Origin of the sequence: Mesorhizobium qingshengii (assembly GCF_027563465.1) — a bacterium.
Taxonomy (GTDB): Bacteria; Pseudomonadota; Alphaproteobacteria; order Rhizobiales; family Rhizobiaceae; genus Mesorhizobium; species Mesorhizobium qingshengii_A.
Map to the genome: position 1 here is coordinate 20,821 of NZ_JAPFQA010000012.1, position 22,683 is coordinate 43,503.

The window sequence follows — 22,683 nt, forward strand, 5'->3', positions numbered from 1 at the left end:
CAGCGGGGCTCTTGTCGCACATGACGACCGGGTTGAGTTCGGTCAGCACAGGCTCAATCGAGCCCGGCCGATGCCAGACGCATCAACGCTTCACGAACGCCGACACGCCGGTAGGTCTCGCTGACGAGGCCGTCCTTTCTCAGCTCTTCGCGGCGGCGTTCGACAAAGGCGCGTTCCTCGCTGGTCAGGTCGTGTTCCCGTTTGCGGAGCCATTCCTGGTAGGACGGATCAACCTCCTTGACCGGCTTGGCCGCGGTGGAAACCGAAGCCGGCCGGTTGTCGGTGTAGCGCGGCCGCAAGGCGCTGTCGGGATTGTATTCGGTTCGCTTGTCGTTGCCTGAAATGACGAGGTCGGGATCCGCTACCCGGCCCGACGGGCTGTAGACGAATGCCGAGGCGATGCGGTCGAGTGCCGCGTCGACTTCCTTCGGCCGATGCACCACCTCGCGCGGCTGGCGATCGGGGACGGCCAGCCGGGTGATGCCGCGATCATTGATGGCATCGAGAACCTCGCGATGATCGCGCGAGGTGATGACCTCGCGCCGGGCAGGCCAGAAATCATAGGGCGCATGCGCCCCATGGCCCTTGCCGATATGGAAGGCATAGATTTCCGGATAGACCGTCAGTTCGGTGCGCCGGCTCGGCTTGACGTCGTAGAACGAGGTGATGGCGATCTGCAGCAGATGGGTGGCGCCGATGCCACCAAGCGCATCGTCGATCACCAGCCCGAACCGGTCGTGCGGGTTCCAGTCCGGCAAGGCCTCGCCGATCGAAGCCGGCTTGCCGTCGATCTCGACGTCGAACATATCCGCCTTCAGCAATGTCACGACATGCATCGGAGTATCCCTTCAATGAGGCGCTGACCGCCGATTCGTGCATCCAATCAGACCAAGGAAGGGCCGGGCTGTCACCCTTGTTCGGCTTCTTTCCCAACGGCTCCGGGATCGCTAATGTCTTCGGGTTCGGGATGTGCGCCGGCATCATCTGCCTTAACGCTGGCAGGACTTGATGGATAGGCGGGGCTGCGAACGCGCTGATTGCGGCAAGGGGGCGTCATGGAGCGGGGTCGGCTGACGAAGAAGGAGCGGCACGAGCTGATCCTGTCGGAAGTGCGCCGGTCGGCGTCGATCCGCATCTCGAAGCTCGCCAGGCGCATCGGTGTCGCCGGCGAAACGATCCGCCGCGATCTCATAGAGCTTGGCGAGGCCGGGCTGCTCAACCGTACCTATGGCGGCGCGACGATTTCACTGGTGACGTCCGAACCGGCCATTTCCGAACGTGGCCTGACCATGGTCGAGGAACGTGCCCGGATCGGGCGCGGCGCGGCCGGCCTGATCGAAAAGGGCCAGATCGTCATGATCGACGGCGGTTCGACAACCTACGAGGTGGCCCGCAATCTGTCGCAACTGGCGCGCAACCTGACCGTCATCACCAACTCCACCGGCGTGGCGTCGGTGACCGGCGCCAACCCGACCTTCCGCGTCATCCTTTGTCCGGGAACCTATGACAGCCGCGAGGGCAGCGTGCTGGGCGAAGACACCGTAGAGTTCGTCCGCCGCTACAATGCCGACATCGCCATCATCGGCGCGTCCGGTCTGACGGTCGATGGCCCGAATGACATGATAACTGGCGCGGCCGCGGTCAAGCGGGCGATGATCTCGCGCGCGCTGTCGACAATGCTGGTGGTGACCAACGACAAGTTCGGCCGCGCCAGCCTCGAGCGCGTGTGCGCGCTTGGCGACATCGCCGACATCGTCACTGACGACGAGCCGCAGGTCGAGTTGCGCGCGGCGATCGAAGAAGCCGGAACGGAGCTGCATGTTTTTGCAGGCAACTGACAGCGCGGCACAGGGCAGTGCGCCCGTTCAGGCGCCATCCCGGTTCGTCAGTGCAATGTGACAACAGCCGGAGCCGTGGCCCGGCGTCCAGGTGATATTTTCGAAACGCACGCCGGTAGCCTCGAACAGGCCACGGTCGAAGGCGCCGGCTATGCGGCAGAGCATGGCGATGATGTGTCCTGATTTGTTGTTTGACTATCATCTTGTCCGAAACCGGGCCCGGTTTTCGCGGACGCGGTCCTTCGGTTCGGGATCATCGTCTGGTTCCGTGCAGTCTTGGTGCCGCCGCCACCAGCGCTTTGCCGATGGCCGATCGCGGCGCGTCGATGACGGCTCGGGCATCGCCGCTCTCGGCAATCTGCCCGGCATCGAGGAGGATGACGCGGTGGGCGACTGCCCGGACCACGCCGAGATCATGCGAAATGAACAGATAGGCGATCCGCTCCTGGCGTTGCAGGTCGAGCAGGAGTTCGAGGATCTGCCCGCGCACCGAAACGTCGAGGGCAGACACCGCCTCGTCGAGTACGATCAGCGTCGGTTTCGTGGCGACGGCGCGAGCGATGGCGACGCGCTGCCGCTGGCCGCCAGAGATTTCATGGATGGCGCGCGAGGCAAGCTCCGCCGCCAGTCCGACGCGCTCCAGCAAGGCGGCGATGCGGCGCGGGCGCTCGGAGCGGGAAGCGATGCCATGGATGCGCAAGGGATCGTCGAGCACGCGCGCCACGGTGGCACGCGGATTGAAGGCTGCAAGCGGATCCTGGAACACCATCTGCAGACGCGCGCGGCGCGCACGCAAGGCGGCGGCCCTCAAAGCCAGGAAATCATCGCCCTCGAATTCGATGCGGCCGGCGTCCGGCTCGACCAGCCGCAGCACCAGTCGCGCGATTGTCGACTTGCCGCTGCCCGAGGGGCCGGCCAGTGCCAGCGTTTCGCCGGGGTCGATATGAAAGGAGACGTCGTCGACGGCGGCGATGCTCTTGCCGCCGCGACGGTAGCGTTTGGTGAGATTGGAAACCGCGAGCAGGCTCATGTGGCGAGACCGCTTCGGTTCAGCAACGGTTCGGCGTCGAGGCCGATATGGGCGTCGAGCAGCGCGCGTGTGTAAGGCTGGGCCGGGGCGTCGACAATCCGCGCCGTCGCGCCAAGCTCGACCAGCTGGCCATGACGGAACACGGCGATGCGTTCGGCAAGCTCGGCCGCCAGTGCGATGTCGTGGCTGATGAACAGCAGCGTCATGCCGTCCTCGGCCACCAGCCGCCGGATCAAGGCAACGATCTCGGCTTGCACGATGGTGTCGAGCGCGCTGGTCGCCTCGTCGGCGATCAGCAATTTCGGGCCGGCCGCAATCGCGGCGGCGATTGCCACACGCTGTTTCTGGCCGCCCGAGAGCTGATGCGGGAAGGCCAGCAGGGCCGAGTCCGGGTCCGGCAGGCGGACGCGCTCCAGCAAGTTTTTTGCCTTCGCGTAAGCCTGCGGCCATGTGAGGCCGAGATGCGTGCGCGCCACTTCGGCGATTTGCTTGCCGATTGGCATCACCGGATCGAGGCTGGCGGACGGATCCTGGAAGACGAAGCCAATGTCGCGGCCGCCGAGGGGTGCCCGGCCGAGGCCGGGCCACTCGATCCGCCCATCGATCCGAGACGCAGCCGGCAACAGCCCGGCAATGGCCAGTGCCAAAGTGCTCTTGCCCGATCCGCTTTCGCCGATGACAGCGAGGCGCTCGCCTGTAACAACATCGAGGCCGATGTTCTTCAGCGCCGCCACCGCGGTGCCGTCGCGGCGGTAGGTCACCGTCAGGTCGCGGATCGAAGTCAAGGCGGTCACTGCAGGCCCCTCCTCACGGCGGTGGTCTCGACGATGCCTTCACCAGCGAGATAGACACCCAGTACCGTCAGCACGAGGGCTATTCCCGGGACGATCGACAGAAAGGGCGCGGTGCGCAAAACGGTGCGGCCTTCGGCGATCATGCCGCCCCAGGTGACGCGGTTGGGGTCGCCGAGGCCAAGGAAGGACAGAGCCGCTTCGGTGAGGATCGCGGCGGCGACGATCACCGAGGACATCGCAAGCACCGGCGGCAACGCATTGGGCAGCACCTCGCGAAAGGCGATCGCCAGCGGATGCATGCCGATGGCGCGGGCGCTGGCAACATAATCGCGCTCACGGATGGAGAGGACTTCCGCGCGGGCGACCCGAGCCGGCCCAGTCCAGGTGCCAAGCGCGATGGCAATCACCACGATGCCGAGCGACGGCCCGACGACGCTGACAAAGGCCAGTGCCAGCAGGAAGCTCGGCACGGTCTGGAAGGCGTCTGTGATGCGCATCAGCACCTCGTCGATGAAGCCGCCGGCAAAGCCGGCCAGCGTGCCGACCACAGAGCCGACGGCGAGCGCCGCCGCTGCTGCCGCGAGCCCGACGGCGAGCGAGGTGCGGGCGCCGTGGAAAAGCTCGGCCAGAACGTCGCGGCCGAGCCGATCGGTGCCGAGCGGCAGCGACCAGTCCTGAAATGGCGGCAAAAGCGCGGGGCCGGCGATCGCTTGCGGGTCGCCGGGAAACAGCAGCGAGGCCGACAGCGCCATGGCGATCAGCGCCGCCAGGATGATGGCGCCCGCAACTGCCTCAGGCGTGCGCAGAAAGCGGCGGAAGCGGCTCATGCATTGGCCTCGCCGGCGCCGACGCGCGGATCGAGGAAGGCATAGGCGATGTCGACGAGCAGGTTGATGACGACGACAAGCACGGCACTGACGAGGATGATGCCGAGCAGCAAGGGCGTGTCGCGCGCGGCCACCGCTTCCTGCGCCAGCCGGCCGAGGCCGGGCACGGAAAAGACGCTTTCGATGACGACGCTGCCGCCGAGCATCTGCGCCGACTGCAGGCCGAGCATGGTGACCAGTGGCAGCAGTGCGTTGCGGGCGACGTGGGCGAGCACGATGCGGCGGCGCGAAAGCCCCTTGGCGCGGGCGGCCAGCACAAAATCCTGCCGCCAGACCTCGGCCATGCCGGCTCGCATCATGCGCAGATAGAGCGCGAGGTAGATGAAGCCGAGCGCCGCCACCGGCAGGACGAGGTGGATGGCGATATCGGCGGCACGGTCGAGGCCGGTCTTGTCCGAGGCCAGGGCCTCGATGCCGCCGATCGGCAGCCAGCGCAGGTCGACGGCAAAGACGACAATCAGCACCAGGCCGAGCCAAAAGCCCGGTATGGCATAAAGCGCCAGCGAGCCGATCGACAGGATGCGGTCACGGACGCTGCCGGGTCTGGCGCCGGCATAGATGCCGAGGGCGGAACCGAGGCCGAAGGATAGCGCGGTCGCGCTGACCATCAACAACAGGGTGTTGGGCAGCCGTTCGAGGATCACGTCGCGGATCGGTCTGGAGAACGTCACCGACTGGCCAAGATCGAGATGCAGCAGCGCCCAGAGATAGTTGGCCAGCCGCGTCAGTTCCGACTGGTCGAGGCCCCAGCGGTGGCGCAACAACTCGATCATGCCGGCATCCCCGCCGGTCGAGACGATATAGGCGTCGACGGCGTCGCCGGGTGCGGCTTCGAGCAGCAGAAAGGTGCCGATGACCACGATCAGCAGCACGAAGATGCTGCCGATGAGGCGGCGACGGAGCAGGATGAGGGCGCGGGTCATGCCGCTTTCACCCTCCCCCTTGTGGGGAGGGTCGATCGGCGAAGCGGAGCGGGGTGGGGGTCTTCAGGTCTTCGCCATTACCCCCACCCCGCCGAACGGTTGCCGCTTCGCGGCACCCATTCGTCGACCCTCCCCACAAGGGGGAGGGCGAACCCGGCGGAGATGTCCGGCGGGATAGAGGGGGGCGCGAAGGAACTCTCATTGTCGAACCTGAGCACCCGGATAGACGATCTGCAAGTCTGGAGAGGGTCAGCCCGCCAGATAGGTGTCCGCCCAGTTGGAGACTGCCCAGCGCGGATTGTTGGCGATGTTGCCCACGGTGTCACGAGCGACGCTGATAAAACTCCATTCGGCGACGTTGATCAGCGGCAGGTCGGCCGCCACCTCCTTCTGGAACTCCTTGTAAAGGTCGGTGCGGGCAGTGGTGTCGAGGGTTTCCGATGCCTTGGCGATGAGAGCGTCGAGCGCGTCGTTCTTGTAGCCGCCCTGGTTGGAGAAGGGCACGCCGTCGGGAATGCCGCTCTGCACCAGGATGGTGGTCGAGATTGCCGGGTCGCCGCGGAACACCGGCGGGCCGACGGCGAGGTCGAAGGCGTGGTCGGTGTAGACGGCCTTGATGTGCGCGGCCGAGTCGTTGTTGACCAGCTGGGCGTCGATGCCGATTGCGGCGAGCGCCTGGCGCAGATAGTCGCCGAACTGCTTGGTCTCGTTGAAATAGGGCGCCGGCAAAAGTTTCAGCGTAAAGCGCTTGCCGTCCGGGCCTTTCTTATAGCCGGCCTCGTCGAGCAGCGCGTTGGCCTTGGCGACGTCGAATGGATAGGTTGGCACGTCGGCAGTGTAGAATTGCGGATCGTTCTTGGGCACCGGGCCGGTGGCGGTGGTGGCATAGCCGAGGAACACCGTCTTGACGACGAAATCCTTGTCGATGGCGTGCGCGATCGCCTGGCGCACCTTGAGGTCGGCCAGTTCCTTGCGGCGATGGTTGATCTCGACGACGAGCTGATAGGTGAGCCCTTCATAACCCTTGGAGATCACTTTCAGGCCGGGCACCTTGGAGATGCGGTCGAGGTCGGCCAGCGGTACGGCGGAAAAGGCGGCGAGCTGGATCTCCTCGGCTTCCAGAGCGCTCGCCGCCGAGGTGCGGTCGGGCAGCACCTGGTAGATGATCTCGTCGAGATAGGGCTCGTCCTTGCCCCAGTAATCCGCGTTCTTCGTCAACCGGTAATACTGGCCGGCCTTGTATTCGGCGAATTTGAACGGCCCGGTGCCGATGGGTGCGTTGTTGGCCGGGTTGTCCTCGATCTTACCGACCTCGTAGATGTGTTTCGGCACCACGCTGCTCAGTGCCGGCAGAGCATTGCGGATCAGCTGGAACGGCGTCGGCTTGGCGAATTTGAACACGGCGGTGAGATCATCCGGCGTCTCGACGGCGGCGAGATCCTTGAACACGGTGCGGCCGAGATTCTGCAGCGGCTTCCAGATCTGCAGCGCCGAGAAGGCGACATCGGCCGATGTGAACGGCTTGCCGTCATGCCATTTGACGCCGTCACGCAGTTTGAAGGTCACGGAGAGCCCGTCGGCGGCCCCTTCCCAGCTCAGCGCCAACCGGGGAGCGAGCCCGTCCTTGCCGTCGAAGGAGGCTTCGGCCAGCGTTTCGACGATCTTGCTCGAGATGAAGAAAACGCCGTTGGAGGCGACGATCGCCGGGTTGAGGTTGCGCGGCTCGGAATCGGCGGCAAGCACCAGCCGGCCGCCCTTCTTCGGCGTTTGCGCCCAGCCGGTATCTGGCATGGCGGTGGAGGCCAGCAGCATCGCCGAGCCGGCAAGCATCGTGCGTCTGGAAATCGTGAAACCTGACATGATCGAACTCCGTCCTCTCCGCGACCCGATCGGGTGCGCCAATACCCCATGAATGCCCGCGGGCCAGCCAGCGGTCGCGATTATGAGCCTTGCCGAGGGTTTCGCCAGAGACGGAATTGGCGCATCCTCGCTTGGCTTTGAAATTTTCGTCCGCTGGACCAGTTTGGAGAAAGCGGCTCAATCCGCTCATTCTGGTAGGACCAGATTGAAAGGATGCGCGGCTAATGACGCGTTGGTGACCGCCAACCAATGCCATTATGCCTATTTCTGGCTGGACCAGAGTGGGCAATCTGGTGCAGATTTGATCTGCAGCTTGGGATCGGAAGCAGAACAGCCGGCGATCCCGGCAATTCAGGGAGAGAGAGATGAACGTTGCCCCGGGCAAGAGTGCCGTCGGCGATATCCCGTTCGACCAGGCAAGGGTCGACCGGTTGATGGAGGAGGCCGGCATCGATGTGCTGCTCGCCACCTCCAAGCACAACACGCAATATCTGCTTGGCGGCTACAAGTTCATCTTCTTCGCCGCGATGGATGCGATCGGCCACAGCCGTTATCTGCCTGTCGTCATCTATGAGAAGGGCGGGCCCGACCATGCCGCCTATATCGGCAACCGCATGGAAGGCGGCGAGCACCAGAACAATCCGTTCTGGACGCCGACGCTCCACGCCGCCTGCTGGGGCACGCTCGATGCCGCCAACCTCGCGGTCGAGCACCTGCGGAAGATCGGCAAGGCTGGTGCCCGCATCGGCATCGAGCCGGGCTTCCTGCCGTCGGACGCCTTTACGCTGATCCGCAAGGCGCTGCCGGATGCCAGGCTGATCGATGCGACGGCCATGCTGGAAAGCATGCGCGCCATCAAGACCGATGCGGAGCTGGAGAAGCTGCGCACGGCCTCCGAACGGATCACCGATTCCATGCTGGCAACCATTGCCTGGGCACGCGAAGGCACGACCAAGACCGAGATCATCGAGCAGCTGCGGCGCGAGGAAACCAATCGCGGCGCGCATTTCGAATATTGCTTGCTGACGCTGGGCTCCAGCCACAACCGCGCCGCCTCGCCGCAAGCCTGGAAGAAGGGCGAGGTGCTGTCGATCGATTCCGGCGGCAATTATCACGGCTATATCGGCGACCTCTGCCGGATGGGTATTCTCGGCGAACTGGATGCCGAACTCGAGGACCTGCTGGCCGCGGTCGAGACGGTGCAGCAGGCGGCCTTCTCGAAGGTCAGGGCGGGCACGCTGGGCGGCGACATGATTGCTCACGCCGAGGCCGCGCTGAAGAAATCCAAGGTCGCGCCCTACACGGATTTCTTCGCCCACGGCATGGGTCTGATCACGCATGAGGCGCCATTCCTGATGACCAACCATCCGGTGACCTATGAAGGCACGTATGCGGCAAAGCCGCTGGAAAAGAACATGGTGCTGTCGGTCGAGACGACGATGCTCCACCCGACGCGCGGCTTCATCAAGCTGGAAGACACGGTTGCGGTGACGGATGCCGGTTACGTGATGTTTGGCGATCGCGGCCGGGGGTGGAACAGGGGTGGGACCTTATAAAGTCCAAGGTCGGCGCTGCCCTCATCCGCCTGCCGGCACCTTCTCCCCGTGGAACGGGGAGAAGGGAGCGTTCCGGCGATTGGCGAAAGCGTCGATGACAGCGTCTTTCTCCCCGTTCCACGGGGAGAAATGTCCGACAGGACAATGAGGGGCTGCGCTGCCCGAGAAAGCTATTTCCCGCCCGGCGGGATCAGCCTGAAATCCGGCAGTTCGCGCAACACCAGTTCCGGTCCGGCCGGCGAATAGACGACGAAGAGCTGCATCGGTCCGTCGCCGGTGTTCAGCGTCGAGTGGAAGCGGCTTTCCGGCACGTAGATGGTGCAGCCGGGGCCGACCTTCGCGACCACCGGATTGCCCTTCTCGTCCTCGACCATCTGCTCGCCATGGCCGGAGATGACGAAGATGATTTCCTCGGCGCCGGGATGGTTGTGGCGGGTGTGGCCCTTGCCGGAGGGCAGGTCTACGACACCGCCGGAGAAACGCTCAGCGCCATTCACTTCCGGCGCCACCGTCAGCGCAAGCCGGCCCCAGTCGAAACCGAAGGTGCTGACGTCCCTCGGATAGACAAACATTTTGCTCTTGTCGGTCATCTCTCATCATCCCTTCTTTTTCTTCTGGTTATGCATCGTGACGGCCTTGAAATCAGCCGTCTGCCTGGCGATCGCGGCTTCCGCCGGCAGCCTTTCCATCGAACTGGCACCATAGAAGCCGTGCAGGCCCTTGCAGCGGTCGAGGATATAGCGGGCGTCGTCCGGCATCGAGATCGGCCCGCCATGGCAGAGCAGGATGACATCCTTGCGCACCGAGCGCGCGGCATTGGCGATGGCATCGATCTCGACGACGCAGTCATCAAGCGACCTGGCCGACGTGGCGCCGATCGAGCCGCCGGTCGTCACGCCCATATGAGCGACGACGATGTCGGCGCCGGCCTTGGTCATGGCGCGGGCCTCGTCCGGGTTGAAGACATAGGGTGTGGTCAGCAGGTCGAGCTTGTGCGCTTCCGCGATCATGTCGACCTCGAGCCCGAAGCCCATGCCGGTCTCCTCGAAGCTTTGCCGCATGTTGCCGTCGAACAGGCCGATGGTGGGGAAATTCTGCACGCCAGAAAAACCCATCGTCTTCAGTTCGGCCAGGAACAGCGGCATGATGACGAAGGGATCGGTGCCGTTGACGCCGGCCAGCACCGGCGTCTTCTTGACCACCGGCAGCACCTCGTAGGCCATTTCCTTGACGATCTCGTTGGCGTTGCCATAGGCGAGCAGGCCAGCGGCCGAGCCGCGCCCGGCCATCCGGTAGCGCCCGGAATTGTAGATGATGATGAGGTCGATGCCGCCGGCTTCCTCGGCTTTCGCCGACAGCCCGGTGCCTGCGCCGCCGCCGACAATCGGCACGCCCTTGTCGATCATTCCCCTGAATTTCTTCAGTATGTCCTTGCGCGGTATGGTGGGCATGTCTGGCCTCTCACTGTCTGGCGATGTCGAGGAAGGCGGCGGTTGCCGCCCCGGCGAATTCGGGATCGTTGATGTGCAGCGGCAAGCGCGTCACGCGGCGCCTGCCATTCGGCTTGATGGTGCGCTCGATGGCCTCGAACAGAACGGCGTCGGCTTCGGGATCGAAGAAGGCGCCGCCTTCGATGTCGAGCGCCGAGACGCCTTTTTCCGGAATGAGGAAATGCACCGGTCCCTCGCAGCGGGCGAGCCTGGCGCCGATCCACTCGCCGATCTGGCGGCATTCGTCCGCTGTGGTGCGCATCAGCGTGACATTCGGATTGTGCTCGTAGAACAGCCGCCCGCGATAGCGTTCCGGAATGGTCGACGGCGCCCAGAAATTGACCATGTCGAGTGCCCCGACCGAACCGACATAGGGCAGGCCGGTGCGGGCGATCGCGCCGAAGCGGTCCTCTGTCGCTGGCAGCACCCCGCCGAACAGGAGATCGCAGACCTCCGTTGTGGTGATGTCGATGACGCCGGACAGCAGGCCGCTGTCGGCCAGCTTCTCCATGCTGCGTCCGCCGGTGCCGGTGGCATGGAAGACCATGCAGTCATAGGTCGAACGAAGCCGGTCGGCGATGGCGGTCACGCAAGGCGTGGTGACGCCGAACATGGTGAGCCCGATCGACGGCTTGCCCTCGGGTGGCGGCGCTGGTCTGGCCGCCATGCCTGAAATCGCCTGGGCGGCATTGTGCAACACGACACGGGAAAGCCGGTTCAGTCCGGCCATGTCGGTCACGGATGGCATCATGACGATGTCGGAGACGTCGACATAGGGTGCGGTGTCGCCGGAAGCGAGCGTCGAGACCATGATCTTCGGGAGGCCGAGCGGCAGCGCGCGCATGCCCGACGTGATGATCGAGGTGCCGCCGCCGCCGCCAATGCCGATCATGGCGGCGATGTCGTTTCTCGATTGGGCAAAGCGGGCGAAGGCGATGCCCATCGCCGCGACCGCGGCGCCGCGATCATTGCCGCCGAGCACGGCTTTGCTCCCGCCGGGGTGATGGTTGGCAATTTCCTGGGCGGTGATGTCGACGGGAATGGTTGCGTCGCGCGTTCCGACATCGACGCGGGACACTGCGGCACCCGTGGCGGCGATGGCATCGGCCAGGAAGGCGAGTTCCTCGCCCTTGGTGTCAGCGGTGCCCACCACATAGATGCGCTTCATCGTGTTTCCCCAATCCGGGCGGGCTTGCGTCACCGCCTGCCGCTCCATTGCCCGCCCGTTCGACCGCTCGAAGGCCATTGCAATTTTTTGAGACGCGCGTATCGTATTGACATGGATGTCTCACGTCAACAAGCCGCGGTGAGCGACGATACCGCCGAGGGAGCCGAGCGTGGACCCCGCGCGCGCACGAAACGGCTGATGCTGGAGACGGCGACGAGGCTGATGCAGGCCGGCGTCACGCCGTCGGTCAGCGAGGTGGCGGAAGCCGCGGAAGTTTCCCGCGCGACTGCCTACCGTTATTTTCCGAGCCAGGCCGCATTGGTGCAGGCTGTCGTCGACGAGGGGCTGGGGCCAATCCTGACCTGGCAATCGACCTCCGCCGATGCCGAGCGCCGGGTCGCCGATCTGTTCGACACGGCCATGCCGCGCATCGAGGCGTTCGAGGCGACGTTCAAGGCGGCGCTGAAGCTGTCGCTCGATCAGTGGGCGAGGCGTCAGGCCGGCACGCTGGGTGGCGAGCCGGCCTTCACGCGCGGCCACCGCGTCCAATTGCTGAAGGAAGCGATCGCGCCGCTCAAGGGCCGCTTGCCGCCGCGCGATTTCAAGCGGCTGGCGCAGGCGCTGTCGCTGATCTTCGGCGTCGAGGTGCTGATCGTGCTCAAGGATATCTGGGGACTGGACAGCCGCAGCATGATGTCGGTCGCGCAGTGGGCGGCCGCGACGCTGGTGCGCGCGGCAATAGCGGAATCGATCGGTGAAGGAGATAGCATCGATCCGACGGTGGTCGTGAAATAGCACCTATCTGGTTGGACCAGATTTGAGCATTGACTACTAATATTACCCTCAATGCGGAGTGCTGGACAATACCTCCGTGTATCACTGAGTAGGAAAATCATGAGAAAACAGGCAGATAAACCCGGAATCCGATAGCAATGACCAAGTCAAGCTGCCAAGAAAGGGCTTGACGTGCACGCGAAATTGGTAATACCAGATCAGGGAAGAAAAGCGGATCGAAAGTGAGGGCTGCGATCCATTTTCCGGCAGGGCGAGGAGGCCCGGAACCGGAAGAGTGCGATCACGGGAGGAACTACCGGAGCCGGCCCCGTTGCCGGCTCGCATGACAGGGTAGAATGCGCACAAGGGAGGAAATCATTATGCGCAAGTTAGTGACCAGCGTGCTTGCTGGTATCGGCTTAACGCTTGCCTGCGGAACGTCCGTCTACGCGCAGGAAAAGTCGCTCACCATCTTCTGGGCGGAATGGGATCCGGCCAACTATTTGCAGGAACTCGGCAACGAGTACGAGAAGGAAACCGGCGTCAAGATCACGGTGGAAACGACGCCGTGGTCCGACTTCCAGACCAAGGCCTTCACCGAGTTCAACGCCCATGGCGACGCCTATGATCTGGTCGTCGGCGACTCGCAATGGCTCGGCGCCGGCTCGACCGGCGGCCACTATGTCGACCTCACCGACTTCTTCAACAAGTACAAGCTGAAAGAGGTGATGGCGCCGGCGACGGTGAAATACTACGCCGAATATCCCGGCAACAGCGGCAAGTACTGGGCCATCCCGCTCGAAGGCGATGCCGTCGGCTGGTCCTACCGCAAGGACTGGTTCGAGGATCCCAAGGAGAAGGAAGCCTTCAAGGCCAAATACGGCTACGATCTCGACGTACCGAAGGATTTCAAGGCGCTGCGCGACATCGCCGAATTCTTCTACCGGCCGGATCAGAAGAAATACGGCATCGCCATCTACACTGACAATTCCTATGACGCGATGGCGATGGGCTTCGAGAACGCGCTGTTTTCCTATGGCGGCGAACTGGGCGACTATTCGACCTACAAGGTCGACGGTATCGTCAACTCCGACAAGGCCATAGCGGCGCTCGACGCCTACAAGGAACTCTACAAGTTCACGCCTCCGGGCTGGGCCAAGTCGTTCTTTGTCGAGGACAACCAGGCGATCACTGAAAACCTGGCCGCGATGAGCATGAACTACTTCGCGTTCTTCCCCTCGCTCATCAACGAGGCGTCGAACCCGAACGCCAAGAACACCGGCTTCTTCGCCAACCCTCCCGGCCCGAACGGCGACCAGTTCGCCGCACTCGGCGGACAGGGCATCTCCATCGTTTCCTACTCGCAGAAGCAGGACGAGGCGATGAAGTTCCTGGAATGGTTCATCAAGGATGAGACCCAGAAGAAGTGGGCGGCACTTGGCGGCTACACCTGCAGCGCGGCGGTGCTCAAGTCGCCGGAATTCCAGAACGCCACGCCCTACAACAAGGCCTTCTACGAGACCATGTTCAAGGTGAAGGACTTCTGGGCGGTGCCGGAATATGCCGAACTGCTGCAGCAGCTCAACCAGCGCGTCTACCCCTACATGATCGGCGGCGAAGGCACCGCCAAGGAGACGCTGGACGCTTTGGCCGGCGACTGGAACGCGACCTTCAAGAAATACGGCCGCGTCAAGTAACAATCATGGCTCACGGAGGGGGCGTTGGTGCCTCCTCCGTTTCTTTTTCTGCAAATGGGAGCAGGGTCTTGGCGACCACGATGATCACCACGCTGGACAGGTCTTCAAGAGCGGCCGCGCGCGGCCTCAGCGACATTTCGATCCGCAACCTCTTCATCATCCCGACGGTCCTGTTCCTGATCGTCTTCAACATCTTTCCGCTGATCTATTCGCTTGGCTATTCCTTCACCGATTTTCGCGCGTCGACCAACGCGCCGGCGAACTTCGTCGGGCTGCAGAATTATCGCGACCTGCTCAACGATCCTTATGTTTGGTCCAACTTCGCCATCACCGCTAAGTACGTCATCATCTCGGTCGCCGGACAGCTGCTTGTCGGGTTCGGCGTGGCGATGCTGCTCAACCGCGACATTCCCATGAAGGGGTTGCTGACGACGCTGCTGCTGCTGCCGATGATGCTGTCGATGGCCGTCGTCGGCCTGTTCTGGAAGCTGCTCTACGACCCGTCCTTCGGCATCATCAACTATGCGCTCGGCCTCGGTACATTCGAATGGCTGTCGGATCCGAAGATGGCACTCTACGCCGTTGCGCTGACCGACATCTGGATGTGGTCGCCCTTCGTCATGCTGTTGTCGCTTGCCGGCCTGTCGGCGGTGCCGAAGCATCTCTACGAGGCCGCCGCGATCGATCGCGCCGGGCCGTTCTACACCTTCTTCCGCATCACGCTGCCGCTGGTCGCGCCGATCCTGATGATCGCCGTCATCTTCCGCACCATGGAAGCGTTCAAGACCTTCGATCTCGCCTACATCCTGACCAGCCAGCCGACGGCCGAGCTGATCTCGATCCGGCTCTACAAGATGGCATTCCAGGAATGGCAGACCGGGCGTTCCTGCGCGCTGGCCTACATCGTGCTGATCATGGTGCTGGCGATCACCAACATCTACGTCAAATACCTCAATAAGGTGAAGGAGCGCTGAGATGGCCGCCGTCCGCACTTCTTCCGAAATCGGCTTCAACCGCGTTGCCATCGTCGCCGTGCTGGTGGTGACGATCATCTTCCTGGCGCCGATCTACTGGATCGCCTCGACAGCGTTCAAGCCGCGCAACCTCGCCACCACCATCCCGCCGACGATCGTCTTCCAGCCGGAAATATCGCCTTTCGTGAAGCTGTTCACCAAGCGCTCGCAAATGCGCAGCCCGCCGTCGCCGGAAGAGTATGCGGCCGCGCCGTGGTGGGAGCGCGTCGTCTTCGACGGCGGCGAAAAGATCGTGCGCGACGGCAAGGGCCAGGTGCAGTGGTCGGGATATCCGAGCCGCTTCCTGAACTCGCTGATCATCGCCATTACCTCGACGGTGCTGGCGGTCGGCATGGGAACGTTCACCGCCTATGGCTTCTCGCGCTTCAAGGTGAAGGGCGAGGCGGACCTTTTGTTCTTCATCCTGTCGACGCGCATGTTGCCGCCCGTGGTGGTGGCGATCCCGATGTTCCTGATGTACCGGGCGGTCGGCCTCAACGATTCCCATGTCGGCCTGATCATCCTCTACACCGCCTTCAACCTGTCCTTCTCGGTGTGGCTGATGAAGGGCTTCATGGACGAGATCCCGAAGGAATATGAGGAGGCTGCCCTCGTCGATGGCTACACGCGCATGGAGGCCTTCTTCAAGATCGTGCTGCCGGAGGCCGCCACCGGCATCGCCGCCACCGCCGTGTTCTGCTTCATCACGGCATGGAACGAATATGCCTTCGCGCTGATCATGACCAACCGCCGCGCCCAGACCGCGCCGCCCTTCATTCCCAGCCAGGTCGGCTCCGGCCTGCCGGACTGGACAGTGATCGCCGCCGGAACCTTCCTGTTCCTGCTGCCGGTCGCGATCTTCACCTTCCTGCTCCGCAACCATCTGTTGCGCGGCATGTCCTTCGGAGCGATCCGCAAATGAGCTTTCGCGCCATCAACCAGAAATACCTGGAACCTGGATCGCAGATTCTCATGGTGCTCGGCATTATCGCACTCTGCCAGCCCTGGAACATGTTGCTGCATACATATGGCCTGACCATCATCCTGATCGGGCTGATCGGCTTCAACATCACGTCGAAGATCGCACCGGAAGAAAAAGCCGGCACGGGACAGATGCGAAATCCGGGAGCACAGCATTGACCCAGATCGAGCTTCGCGGCGTCCAGAAATTCTTCGGCGCCGTCCAGGTCATCAAGGACCTCAACCTCAAGATCAGCGACAACGAGTTCATCGTGCTGCTCGGCCAGTCTGGCTGCGGCAAGACGACGACGTTGCGCGCCATCGCCGGGCTGGAGACGATCGACGAGGGCGACATCCTCATCGACGGCAAACCCATCCAGCATCTGAAGGCCGCCGATCGCGATATCGCCATGGTCTTCCAGTCGTTCTCGCTCTACCCGCATATGAGCGTCTACGAGAACATCGCCTTCCCCTTGCGCGCCACGCGCAAGAGCAAAAGCGAGATCGACCAGGAAGTGCGTTCGGTCGCCAGGACGTTGCAGATATCGGACCTGCTCGCCAAGAAACCGTCCGCGCTTTCAGGCGGCGACATGCAGCGCGTCGCCATCGGCCGGGCGCTGGTGCGGCGGCCGAAAGCGATGCTGATGGACGAGCCGATCGGCGCGCTCGACGCCAAGCTGCGCGAGGAGATGCGGGCCGAGATCAAGCGGCTGCACATCAAGCAGGGTTCGACCACCATCTATGTCACCCACGACCAGATCGAGGCGATGAGCCTCGCCGACCGCATCGTCATCATGCATGAAGGCGTGCTGCAGCAGGTCGGCTCGCCGGACGAGGTCTATTCGCGGCCGGCCAATCTGTTCGTGGCGCAGTTCGTCGGCAGCCCGGTGATGAACGTCGCCGACGCGGCGGTCGCCGAAACGGCTTCGTCGGTCTCGGTGACGCTCGGTGGTGCTGCCGCCGGTTTCGAGTTCCCGCAGGCGCTGCTGTCGAAGCTCAACGGCCATGCCGGCGATCAGCTGGCGCTTGGCATCCGGCCGGAAGGCGTTCTCATTCGCCACGATGCGGCGAAAGGGTTCCTGCCGGTCGAGACGCAGATCGTCGAGCCGCTCGGCTCCTTCGATATCGTCGACCTCAAGGTCGGCTCCAAGATGCTGCGCGCGCGCACCAAGAGCGGCTTCGTCAGCGGTCCCGGCGAGAGGGTGTTCGCCAGGATCGATCCGGCCCAGGCGCATTTCTTCGACACGGCAAGCGGCAAGTCGCTGGGGGTGAGACTGTGACGGCCGAAAGCCGCGAAAAGCCAACGATCCGGCTTTTCGAACAGTCGAATGCCCGGAGCCATAGCGAAGGGCAGGCCGCCCTCGAACAGAATCGAGACAACTGACCATGGCCCATATCCAGCTCAAGAACATCTCGAAGACATTCGGAAATCATACCGCGCTGACCGGGCTCGATCTCGACATCGCCGATGGCGAATTCTTCGTGCTGCTGGGGGAAACGGGCGCCGGCAAGACGACGACGCTGCGGCTGATCGCCGGCCTCGAGAAGCCGAGCGAAGGCCAGGTTTTCATCGATGGCGTCGATGTCGCCGACTGGGGGGCAGCCGAGCGCGATGTGGCGCTGGTGCTGCAGCAATACTCGCTCTATCCACGCTACACGGTGCGCGAGAACCTCGAGTTCCCGCTGAAGCCGAAGATCCGCCGGCTGCCCGACGCCGAGATCAAGGACCGCGTCGACCGTGCCGCCCGCACGCTCAGGATCGAGCATCTGCTCGACCGCAAGACCGACCGGCTGTCGGGCGGCGAGATGCAGCGCGTCTCCATCGGCCGCGCCATCGTGCGCAAGCCGCGTGTGTTCCTGATGGACGAGCCGCTGTCGGCGCTCGACGCCAAGCTGCGAGAGGCGCTGCGCACGGAACTCAAGAACCTGCAGATGCAGCTTGGCGCCACCTTCCTGTTCGTCACCCATGACCAGATCGAGGCAATGTCGATGGGCGACAAGGTCGGTGTGCTCAACCACGGCCGCATCGTCCAGACCGGCACGCCGCACGAGATCTACAACAATCCGCGCGACACCTATGTGGCGAGCTTCGTCGGCTCGCCGCCGATGAACCTCATCGACGGCAAACTGGTGAATGGCCGCGCGGTGATGGCGCCGCTGAACTTCGAACTGCCTTTTTCAGGGGGAGCCAAGGCGAGCGGCGCGACCGATGGTCGCCCGCTCGTCTTCGGCGTTCGTCCCGAGGACGTCTATCTCGAGAGCGGCGCGCCGGTCGAGGCGCGCGTCCATGACGTCGAGAACCACGGCGTCGAGAAGATCCTGACGCTGCGCGTCGGCGACGCGACGCTGCGCGCCACGGTGCCAGCCAGGACCGATGTGGCGATCGAGCAAGCGGTGCGCTTTGCCTGGAACCCGGACAAGGTGGTGCTGTTCGACAAGGGCAGCGGTGTCAGCTTGCGGCACGTTGGATGAGGCACGCTGCTTCGCTCTAACCAGAGCCGCGTGCGCGGGAGCGGCCGCTCAGCCGGCCTGGCGGATCTCCGCCTGCTCCTCGGCGCGCAGGTGGCTGGGCGCCGAGCCGATGACACGCTTGAAGGCGCGGCTGAAGGCGGCGTCCGATTCATAACCGAGACGCGCGGCAACGACCGATATCTTCATCCGGTCCTGGACCAGCCACTGCCGCGCCTGATGCATTCTCACCTGGGTGACGTACTTCGCCGGTGTCTCGCCGACGATGGTGGCGAAACGCTCGGCAAAGCCCGATCGCGAGGCGCCCATCATCCTGGCCAGCGATTCGACCGTCCAGTCGTGGCTAGGTTCGAGATGGATGGCGGCCAGCACGCGCCCGATCTCGCGGTCCCTGACCGCCGCGATCCAGCCGCTGGAATCGCCACAGCCGCGCTCGACCCATGAGCGGATGACGGTGGCGGCCAGCACGTCGGCCAGCCGCGCCAGAATGCCACCCGAGCCAACGCGCTCCATCGTCACTTCGCGCGCCATCGAGTCCAGCAGATGCGGAATGCCCGGCTCGTAGGCTTCGAGCTCGTGGGTGCGCATCACATCCGGCATCATGCCGAGCAGCGGATGCAGGCCATCGAGATTGAAATACATGCTGGCGCAGAACAGCAGCGTTCCCGGCCGGCAGTCCTTGTCGCACATCTCCGCGTTCGACGTGCAGTAAACGTCCTTGCAGACCTCCTCGCGCTCGTAACCGTGGATTGGCCAGGTCTGTGCGCCGGGCTCGCTGGCCAGCACATGGGCTTCGCCTCGGGGCAGCAACACCGCATCGCCGGCGTTGAGTTGCACCCATTCGCCGGATGGCTGCTTCAGCCAGCAGCCTTTGCGGCCAACGAAATGAAAGCGCGCCGCCGGGTGGGCAGGGAACTGAATGCCCCAGGGCTCCTTCATTTCGCAGCGGCCATATTCGACGCCATCGAGACGCAAGCCACGCAAGATGTCTGTCAGCGGGTCGCCAGTGATCGGAATTTTGGACGAACGGTCAAACATAATGGGGTTTCTAGCATGGAAACTCCAAGCGGTCACTCCCTATGTTGCACTGCAGCCAAATGCTGCGCTGCAAGCAACCCGGAGACTGACCATGGCCGAACCTGCGACAGGCGTCATCGACGCCGCCCTGTTGAACCCTGCGGATCAGGAGGAGCGAACCGAGCCGGCATGGGGTGCCGTCGTCTCCCTGGCGCTTGGTGTTTTCGGCCTCGTCACGGCGGAATTCCTGCCCGCCAGCCTGCTGACGCCGATGGCGCGCGATCTCGGCGTCACCGAGGGCGTGGCCGGACAAGCGGTGACGGCGACCGCGATCGTCGGCGCCATTGCCGCGCCCACCATGGCCATCATCACCAGGCGCATGGACCGCAGGCTGGTGATGTGGATGCTGACGGTGTTTCTGATCCTGTCGAACCTCCTGGCCACCTTTGCCTCGTCGCTCACCATGCTTCTGCTTGCCCGCGTCGTGCTCGGCATGGCGCTCGGCGGCTTCTGGGCGATGTCGGCGGCGATGGCACTGCGGCTGGTGCCGATGCGGCTGATGCCGCGCGCCATGTCGATCATCCTGACCGGCGTTTCCCTTGCCACGGTCACCGCCGCCCCTGTCGGTGCCTATGTCGGCGACATCTGGGGATGGCGCACGGCGTTCATGATCGCCACCGTCGTCGGCGCGCTGGCACTGCTGGTGCAACTGGCCACCATTCCGAGGCTGCCGCCGGTGGGTGTGGCGAGCTTCCGCACCTTGCTCGACGTGCTGGAGCGCCCGACGATCCGGGCAGCGCTGCTGGTCGCTTCGGGACACTTTGCCGGCTTCACTTATGTGCGCCCCTTCCTCGAGAGGGTGCCCGTGCTCGACATCGAGACGATCTCGCTGGTGCTGCTGGCCTATGGCATAGGCGGCTTCTTCGGCAATATCGCCGGCGGCATCCTAGCCGAACGCAACCTCAAGGCAGCCGTTGCGCTGGCACCTTTGCTGATAGCCTTGGCGGCCGCCTCGATGCTGATCTTCGGCGCCTCGCCGACGATTGCCGCCGCCGCCGTCGCGGCCTGGGGCTTTGCCTTCGGCGCGGTGCCGGTCGGGATGCAGACCTGGCTGGTGCGGGCCGCGCCCGACCATGCCGAAAGCGCCGGCGGACTGATGGTGGCGACCTTCCAGGTGGCGATTGCGCTGGGTGCCGTGTTTGGCGGCCTGCTGGTCGACCATGCCGGCGTGGCCAGCGCCTTCGCCTATTGCGGCGCGGCGACCTTGCTGGCGGCGATCGTGGTGTTCCTGCGCGGCCCGAAGCAGGCTGAATAGTCTCTCCCATCGGAGCGACATAGACAGGTGTCCCAGACATTGCGCAGCGGCCCGAGAACCATCACGGTTTTCGGGCCGCTGCCGTTATGATGGCAGGGACGAGCGAACTCAAACCGCGCGCCCGTCGAAGTCGAAGACCTGCAAGGTGGAAGGGTCGAGATCGGCGACGCAGTGGATGTTGATATAGGCACTGCGCTCGCTGCCTTCGCGGACATCCTCGGCGAAGGGATGGGTTCCGCAGGTCCGGCAGAAGCGGTGTGCGATGGCGTGACCGCCGAATGTGTAGATGCCCAAATCATCGCCCCAGGCCAGAACCCGCAGCGTCTGGTGCGGGATGGCACACAACAGCGCGCCCTTGCGCGAGCAGATCGAGCAATTGCACCGCACGGCGCCGGTCAGTTCGGCCTTGAACTCGAAGGCGACCTTGCCACAGTGGCAGCTGCCTTTGTAGAGCATCGGTTTATTCCCTCCATCCGGCAGGGGTGCAAAACCGCCTGCGCCGGGTTAAGTCTCGGCAAGCCATGCAACTGGCTTCAACCGTTAAGACGTTCAACACGTCCGGAGTCCGACACCGACAATGCAATCCGTCCGGGATCATCTCGAAATCATCCTTTCGCGCCTCGCCGCCCGTGCCGGGGAAGAGCGCGTGTTCACGAAGATCTACGCGGAGCCCGCGCGAGCGGCGGCCGATGCCAGCGATGCGCGCCAGCGCGCAGGTATAACGCTCGGACCGCTCGATGGTACCATTGTCTCGATCAAGGATCTGTTCGATGTCGCGGGCGAACCAACCACGGCCGGCTCGCTGATGCTCAGGACCGCCGCACCGGCGCTGAGAGACGCGGTCATCGTCAGCCGGCTGCGGCAGGCCGGCGCGGTGATCATCGGCAAGACCAACATGACCGAATTCGCCTTCACGGCGATTGGCGACAACCAGCACCATGGCACACCCGGCAACGCGATGGATGCCAGCCGCATTCCGGGCGGCTCGTCTTCGGGTGCGGGCGTTTCTGTTGGCGAGGGCAGCTGCGACATCGCCATCGGCTCGGACACTGGCGGTTCGGTGCGTATACCGGCATCACTCAACGGTGTCGTCGGCTTCAAGCCGACGGCGCGGCGGGTGCCGCTGGCGGGCGCTTTCCCTTTGTCCGGCACGCTGGACTCGATCGGGCCGCTTGCCCGAACCGTCGCCCAGTGCGCCGCCACCGACGCGGTGATGGCCGGCGAGGTGCCGAGCGCGCTGGCGCCGCTTCCGCTTGCCGGGCTTCGCGTCGGCGTCCCGCGGGGCGTTCTTTTCGAAGACACCGAAGGCGAGGTCGCGGCAGCATTCGAGCACTGTCTCGGCAAGGTCGGACTGGCTGGTGCCCGGGTCACGGACCTGCCGATAGACGATCTGCTTGCCGATATGCGCGCGGCGACCAGGCGTGGCTCGATCGCCGCCATGGAAGGGGCCGAGATCCATGCCGACTGGCTGGCGACAGGGGCGTCAGTGCCGGTTGACCCACATGTCAGCGGGCCTTTGTCGCGGGCGGCCCTGCTGCCGACGCCGGTCTATATCAGGGCACTGCGGCGCCGTACCGCGCTCGCCGCGGCCATGGACGAGCGGCTGGCATCGGTCGATGTGCTGGCGCTGCCAACCACGCCGGTGACGGCGCCGACCATCGTTTCCATGGCCGAGGATGCCGAACTGCGTGATCGCAGCGAAGGCCTGCTCTTGCGCAACACACAGGTCGCCAACCAGTTCGACCTCTGCGCGATCTCGCTGCCGATGCCGGTCATGGCGCTGCCGGCCGGACTGATGCTGGTCGCGCGCAATGGCCATGACCGGCATTTGATGCGGATTGCGGCTGAAGTGGAAAGGCTGCTGGGCGGCTGATCGGCAGGGAACTGCGAAC

23 protein-coding genes are annotated in these 22,683 nt (G+C 64.2%); 11 read left to right on the forward strand and 12 right to left on the reverse strand.

Annotated features, from left to right (window positions below; all coding sequences use genetic code 11):
- Nucleotides 1–53 precede the first annotated feature (53 nt).
- Nucleotides 54–836: a hypothetical protein gene (locus OOJ09_RS22685; protein WP_269907346.1), complete on the reverse strand. Its 783-nt coding sequence runs from the start codon at nucleotides 834–836 to the stop codon at nucleotides 54–56.
- 219 nt (nucleotides 837–1,055) lie between these two features.
- Between OOJ09_RS22685 and OOJ09_RS22690 the strand changes: the two genes are divergently transcribed.
- The gene (locus tag OOJ09_RS22690) at nucleotides 1,056–1,838 is read left to right on the forward strand and encodes a DeoR/GlpR family DNA-binding transcription regulator (protein WP_269907347.1); all 783 of its coding nucleotides are present in this window, start codon (nucleotides 1,056–1,058) and stop codon (nucleotides 1,836–1,838) included.
- Between the two features lie 27 nt (nucleotides 1,839–1,865).
- Here the strand turns inward: OOJ09_RS22690 and OOJ09_RS22695 are convergent, their stop codons facing one another.
- The 6 genes from OOJ09_RS22695 to OOJ09_RS22720 all read right to left on the reverse strand — a co-directional run bounded on the left by OOJ09_RS22695 (nucleotide 1,866) and on the right by OOJ09_RS22720 (nucleotide 7,332).
- Nucleotides 1,866–2,003, reverse strand: a complete 138-nt coding sequence (locus OOJ09_RS22695; protein ID WP_269907348.1) for a hypothetical protein — start codon at nucleotides 2,001–2,003, stop codon at nucleotides 1,866–1,868.
- A gap of 88 nt (nucleotides 2,004–2,091) precedes the next feature.
- Nucleotides 2,092–2,868 carry an ATP-binding cassette domain-containing protein gene (locus tag OOJ09_RS22700; protein WP_269907349.1) on the reverse strand — a complete coding sequence of 259 codons (777 nt, stop codon included), beginning with the start codon at nucleotides 2,866–2,868 and terminating at the stop codon, nucleotides 2,092–2,094.
- Entirely contained in the window at nucleotides 2,865–3,662 is a 798-nt protein-coding gene (locus tag OOJ09_RS22705) for an ABC transporter ATP-binding protein (protein WP_269907350.1), read from the reverse strand. Before OOJ09_RS22705 ends, OOJ09_RS22700 begins: the two co-directional genes overlap by 4 nt.
- Nucleotides 3,659–4,489 (reverse strand): ABC transporter permease, encoded by an 831-nt coding sequence (locus OOJ09_RS22710; RefSeq protein ID WP_269907351.1) that lies wholly within the window; start codon nucleotides 4,487–4,489, stop codon nucleotides 3,659–3,661. The genes OOJ09_RS22705 and OOJ09_RS22710 overlap by 4 nt, the downstream gene beginning before the upstream one ends.
- Nucleotides 4,486–5,472 carry an ABC transporter permease gene (locus OOJ09_RS22715; RefSeq protein WP_269907352.1) on the reverse strand — a complete coding sequence of 329 codons (987 nt, stop codon included), beginning with the start codon at nucleotides 5,470–5,472 and terminating at the stop codon, nucleotides 4,486–4,488. The genes OOJ09_RS22710 and OOJ09_RS22715 overlap by 4 nt, the downstream gene beginning before the upstream one ends.
- 249 nt (nucleotides 5,473–5,721) lie before the next feature.
- Nucleotides 5,722–7,332, reverse strand: coding sequence for an ABC transporter substrate-binding protein (locus OOJ09_RS22720; protein ID WP_269907353.1), 1,611 nt, complete (start codon nucleotides 7,330–7,332; stop codon nucleotides 5,722–5,724).
- Nucleotides 7,333–7,697: 365 nt separating this feature from the next.
- Between OOJ09_RS22720 and OOJ09_RS22725 the strand changes: the two genes are divergently transcribed.
- Nucleotides 7,698–8,888, forward strand: coding sequence for a M24 family metallopeptidase (locus tag OOJ09_RS22725; protein WP_269907354.1), 1,191 nt, complete (start codon nucleotides 7,698–7,700; stop codon nucleotides 8,886–8,888).
- Nucleotides 8,889–9,058: 170 nt separating this feature from the next.
- Here OOJ09_RS22725 and OOJ09_RS22730 read toward each other — a convergent pair whose 3' ends face one another.
- Genes OOJ09_RS22730 through OOJ09_RS22740 form a run of 3 tightly spaced genes read right to left on the reverse strand, consistent with a single transcriptional unit; the run spans nucleotide 9,059 to nucleotide 11,546 of the window.
- A complete protein-coding gene (locus OOJ09_RS22730) occupies nucleotides 9,059–9,478 on the reverse strand; it encodes a cupin domain-containing protein (RefSeq protein WP_269907355.1) in 420 nt (139 codons plus the stop codon).
- 6 nt (nucleotides 9,479–9,484) lie between these two features.
- Complete coding sequence (locus OOJ09_RS22735; RefSeq protein WP_269907356.1) at nucleotides 9,485–10,339, reverse strand: phosphoenolpyruvate hydrolase family protein; 855 nt, start codon at nucleotides 10,337–10,339, stop codon at nucleotides 9,485–9,487.
- A gap of 10 nt (nucleotides 10,340–10,349) precedes the next feature.
- Nucleotides 10,350–11,546: a Tm-1-like ATP-binding domain-containing protein gene (locus tag OOJ09_RS22740; RefSeq protein ID WP_269907357.1), complete on the reverse strand. Its 1,197-nt coding sequence runs from the start codon at nucleotides 11,544–11,546 to the stop codon at nucleotides 10,350–10,352.
- Nucleotides 11,547–11,657: 111 nt separating this feature from the next.
- Between OOJ09_RS22740 and OOJ09_RS22745 the strand changes: the two genes are divergently transcribed.
- From OOJ09_RS22745 to OOJ09_RS22775, 7 genes are all read left to right on the forward strand, one after another.
- On the forward strand, nucleotides 11,658–12,341 hold the full coding sequence (locus OOJ09_RS22745; RefSeq protein ID WP_269907358.1) for a TetR/AcrR family transcriptional regulator: 684 nt from the start codon (nucleotides 11,658–11,660) through the stop codon (nucleotides 12,339–12,341).
- Nucleotides 12,342–12,700: 359 nt separating this feature from the next.
- Entirely contained in the window at nucleotides 12,701–14,017 is a 1,317-nt protein-coding gene (locus OOJ09_RS22750; RefSeq protein WP_269907359.1) for an ABC transporter substrate-binding protein, read from the forward strand.
- 68 nt (nucleotides 14,018–14,085) lie between these two features.
- On the forward strand, nucleotides 14,086–14,991 hold the full coding sequence (locus tag OOJ09_RS22755) for a carbohydrate ABC transporter permease (RefSeq protein ID WP_091583477.1): 906 nt from the start codon (nucleotides 14,086–14,088) through the stop codon (nucleotides 14,989–14,991).
- A 1-nt stretch (nucleotide 14,992) separates the two neighbouring features.
- The gene (locus tag OOJ09_RS22760; protein ID WP_269907360.1) at nucleotides 14,993–15,952 is read left to right on the forward strand and encodes a carbohydrate ABC transporter permease; all 960 of its coding nucleotides are present in this window, start codon (nucleotides 14,993–14,995) and stop codon (nucleotides 15,950–15,952) included.
- A complete protein-coding gene (locus OOJ09_RS22765) occupies nucleotides 15,949–16,170 on the forward strand; it encodes a hypothetical protein (protein WP_269907361.1) in 222 nt (73 codons plus the stop codon). The genes OOJ09_RS22760 and OOJ09_RS22765 overlap by 4 nt, the downstream gene beginning before the upstream one ends.
- Entirely contained in the window at nucleotides 16,167–17,270 is a 1,104-nt protein-coding gene (locus OOJ09_RS22770) for an ABC transporter ATP-binding protein (RefSeq protein WP_269907362.1), read from the forward strand. Before OOJ09_RS22765 ends, OOJ09_RS22770 begins: the two co-directional genes overlap by 4 nt.
- A 106-nt stretch (nucleotides 17,271–17,376) precedes the next feature.
- Nucleotides 17,377–18,462 carry an ABC transporter ATP-binding protein gene (locus OOJ09_RS22775; RefSeq protein WP_269907363.1) on the forward strand — a complete coding sequence of 362 codons (1,086 nt, stop codon included), beginning with the start codon at nucleotides 17,377–17,379 and terminating at the stop codon, nucleotides 18,460–18,462.
- A 48-nt stretch (nucleotides 18,463–18,510) separates the two neighbouring features.
- Here OOJ09_RS22775 and OOJ09_RS22780 read toward each other — a convergent pair whose 3' ends face one another.
- Nucleotides 18,511–19,497, reverse strand: coding sequence for an AraC family transcriptional regulator (locus tag OOJ09_RS22780; RefSeq protein WP_269907364.1), 987 nt, complete (start codon nucleotides 19,495–19,497; stop codon nucleotides 18,511–18,513).
- 91 nt (nucleotides 19,498–19,588) lie between these two features.
- Here OOJ09_RS22780 and OOJ09_RS22785 point away from each other — a divergent pair, with 91 nt between their 5' ends.
- Nucleotides 19,589–20,791 (forward strand): MFS transporter, encoded by a 1,203-nt coding sequence (locus OOJ09_RS22785; protein WP_269907365.1) that lies wholly within the window; start codon nucleotides 19,589–19,591, stop codon nucleotides 20,789–20,791.
- Nucleotides 20,792–20,899: 108 nt separating this feature from the next.
- On the opposite strand, the gene OOJ09_RS22790 is transcribed toward OOJ09_RS22785, so the two are convergent.
- Nucleotides 20,900–21,247 carry a GFA family protein gene (locus tag OOJ09_RS22790; RefSeq protein ID WP_269907366.1) on the reverse strand — a complete coding sequence of 116 codons (348 nt, stop codon included), beginning with the start codon at nucleotides 21,245–21,247 and terminating at the stop codon, nucleotides 20,900–20,902.
- A gap of 121 nt (nucleotides 21,248–21,368) precedes the next feature.
- Here OOJ09_RS22790 and OOJ09_RS22795 point away from each other — a divergent pair, with 121 nt between their 5' ends.
- On the forward strand, nucleotides 21,369–22,664 hold the full coding sequence (locus OOJ09_RS22795; RefSeq protein WP_269907367.1) for an amidase: 1,296 nt from the start codon (nucleotides 21,369–21,371) through the stop codon (nucleotides 22,662–22,664).
- Nucleotides 22,665–22,683 lie beyond the last annotated feature (19 nt).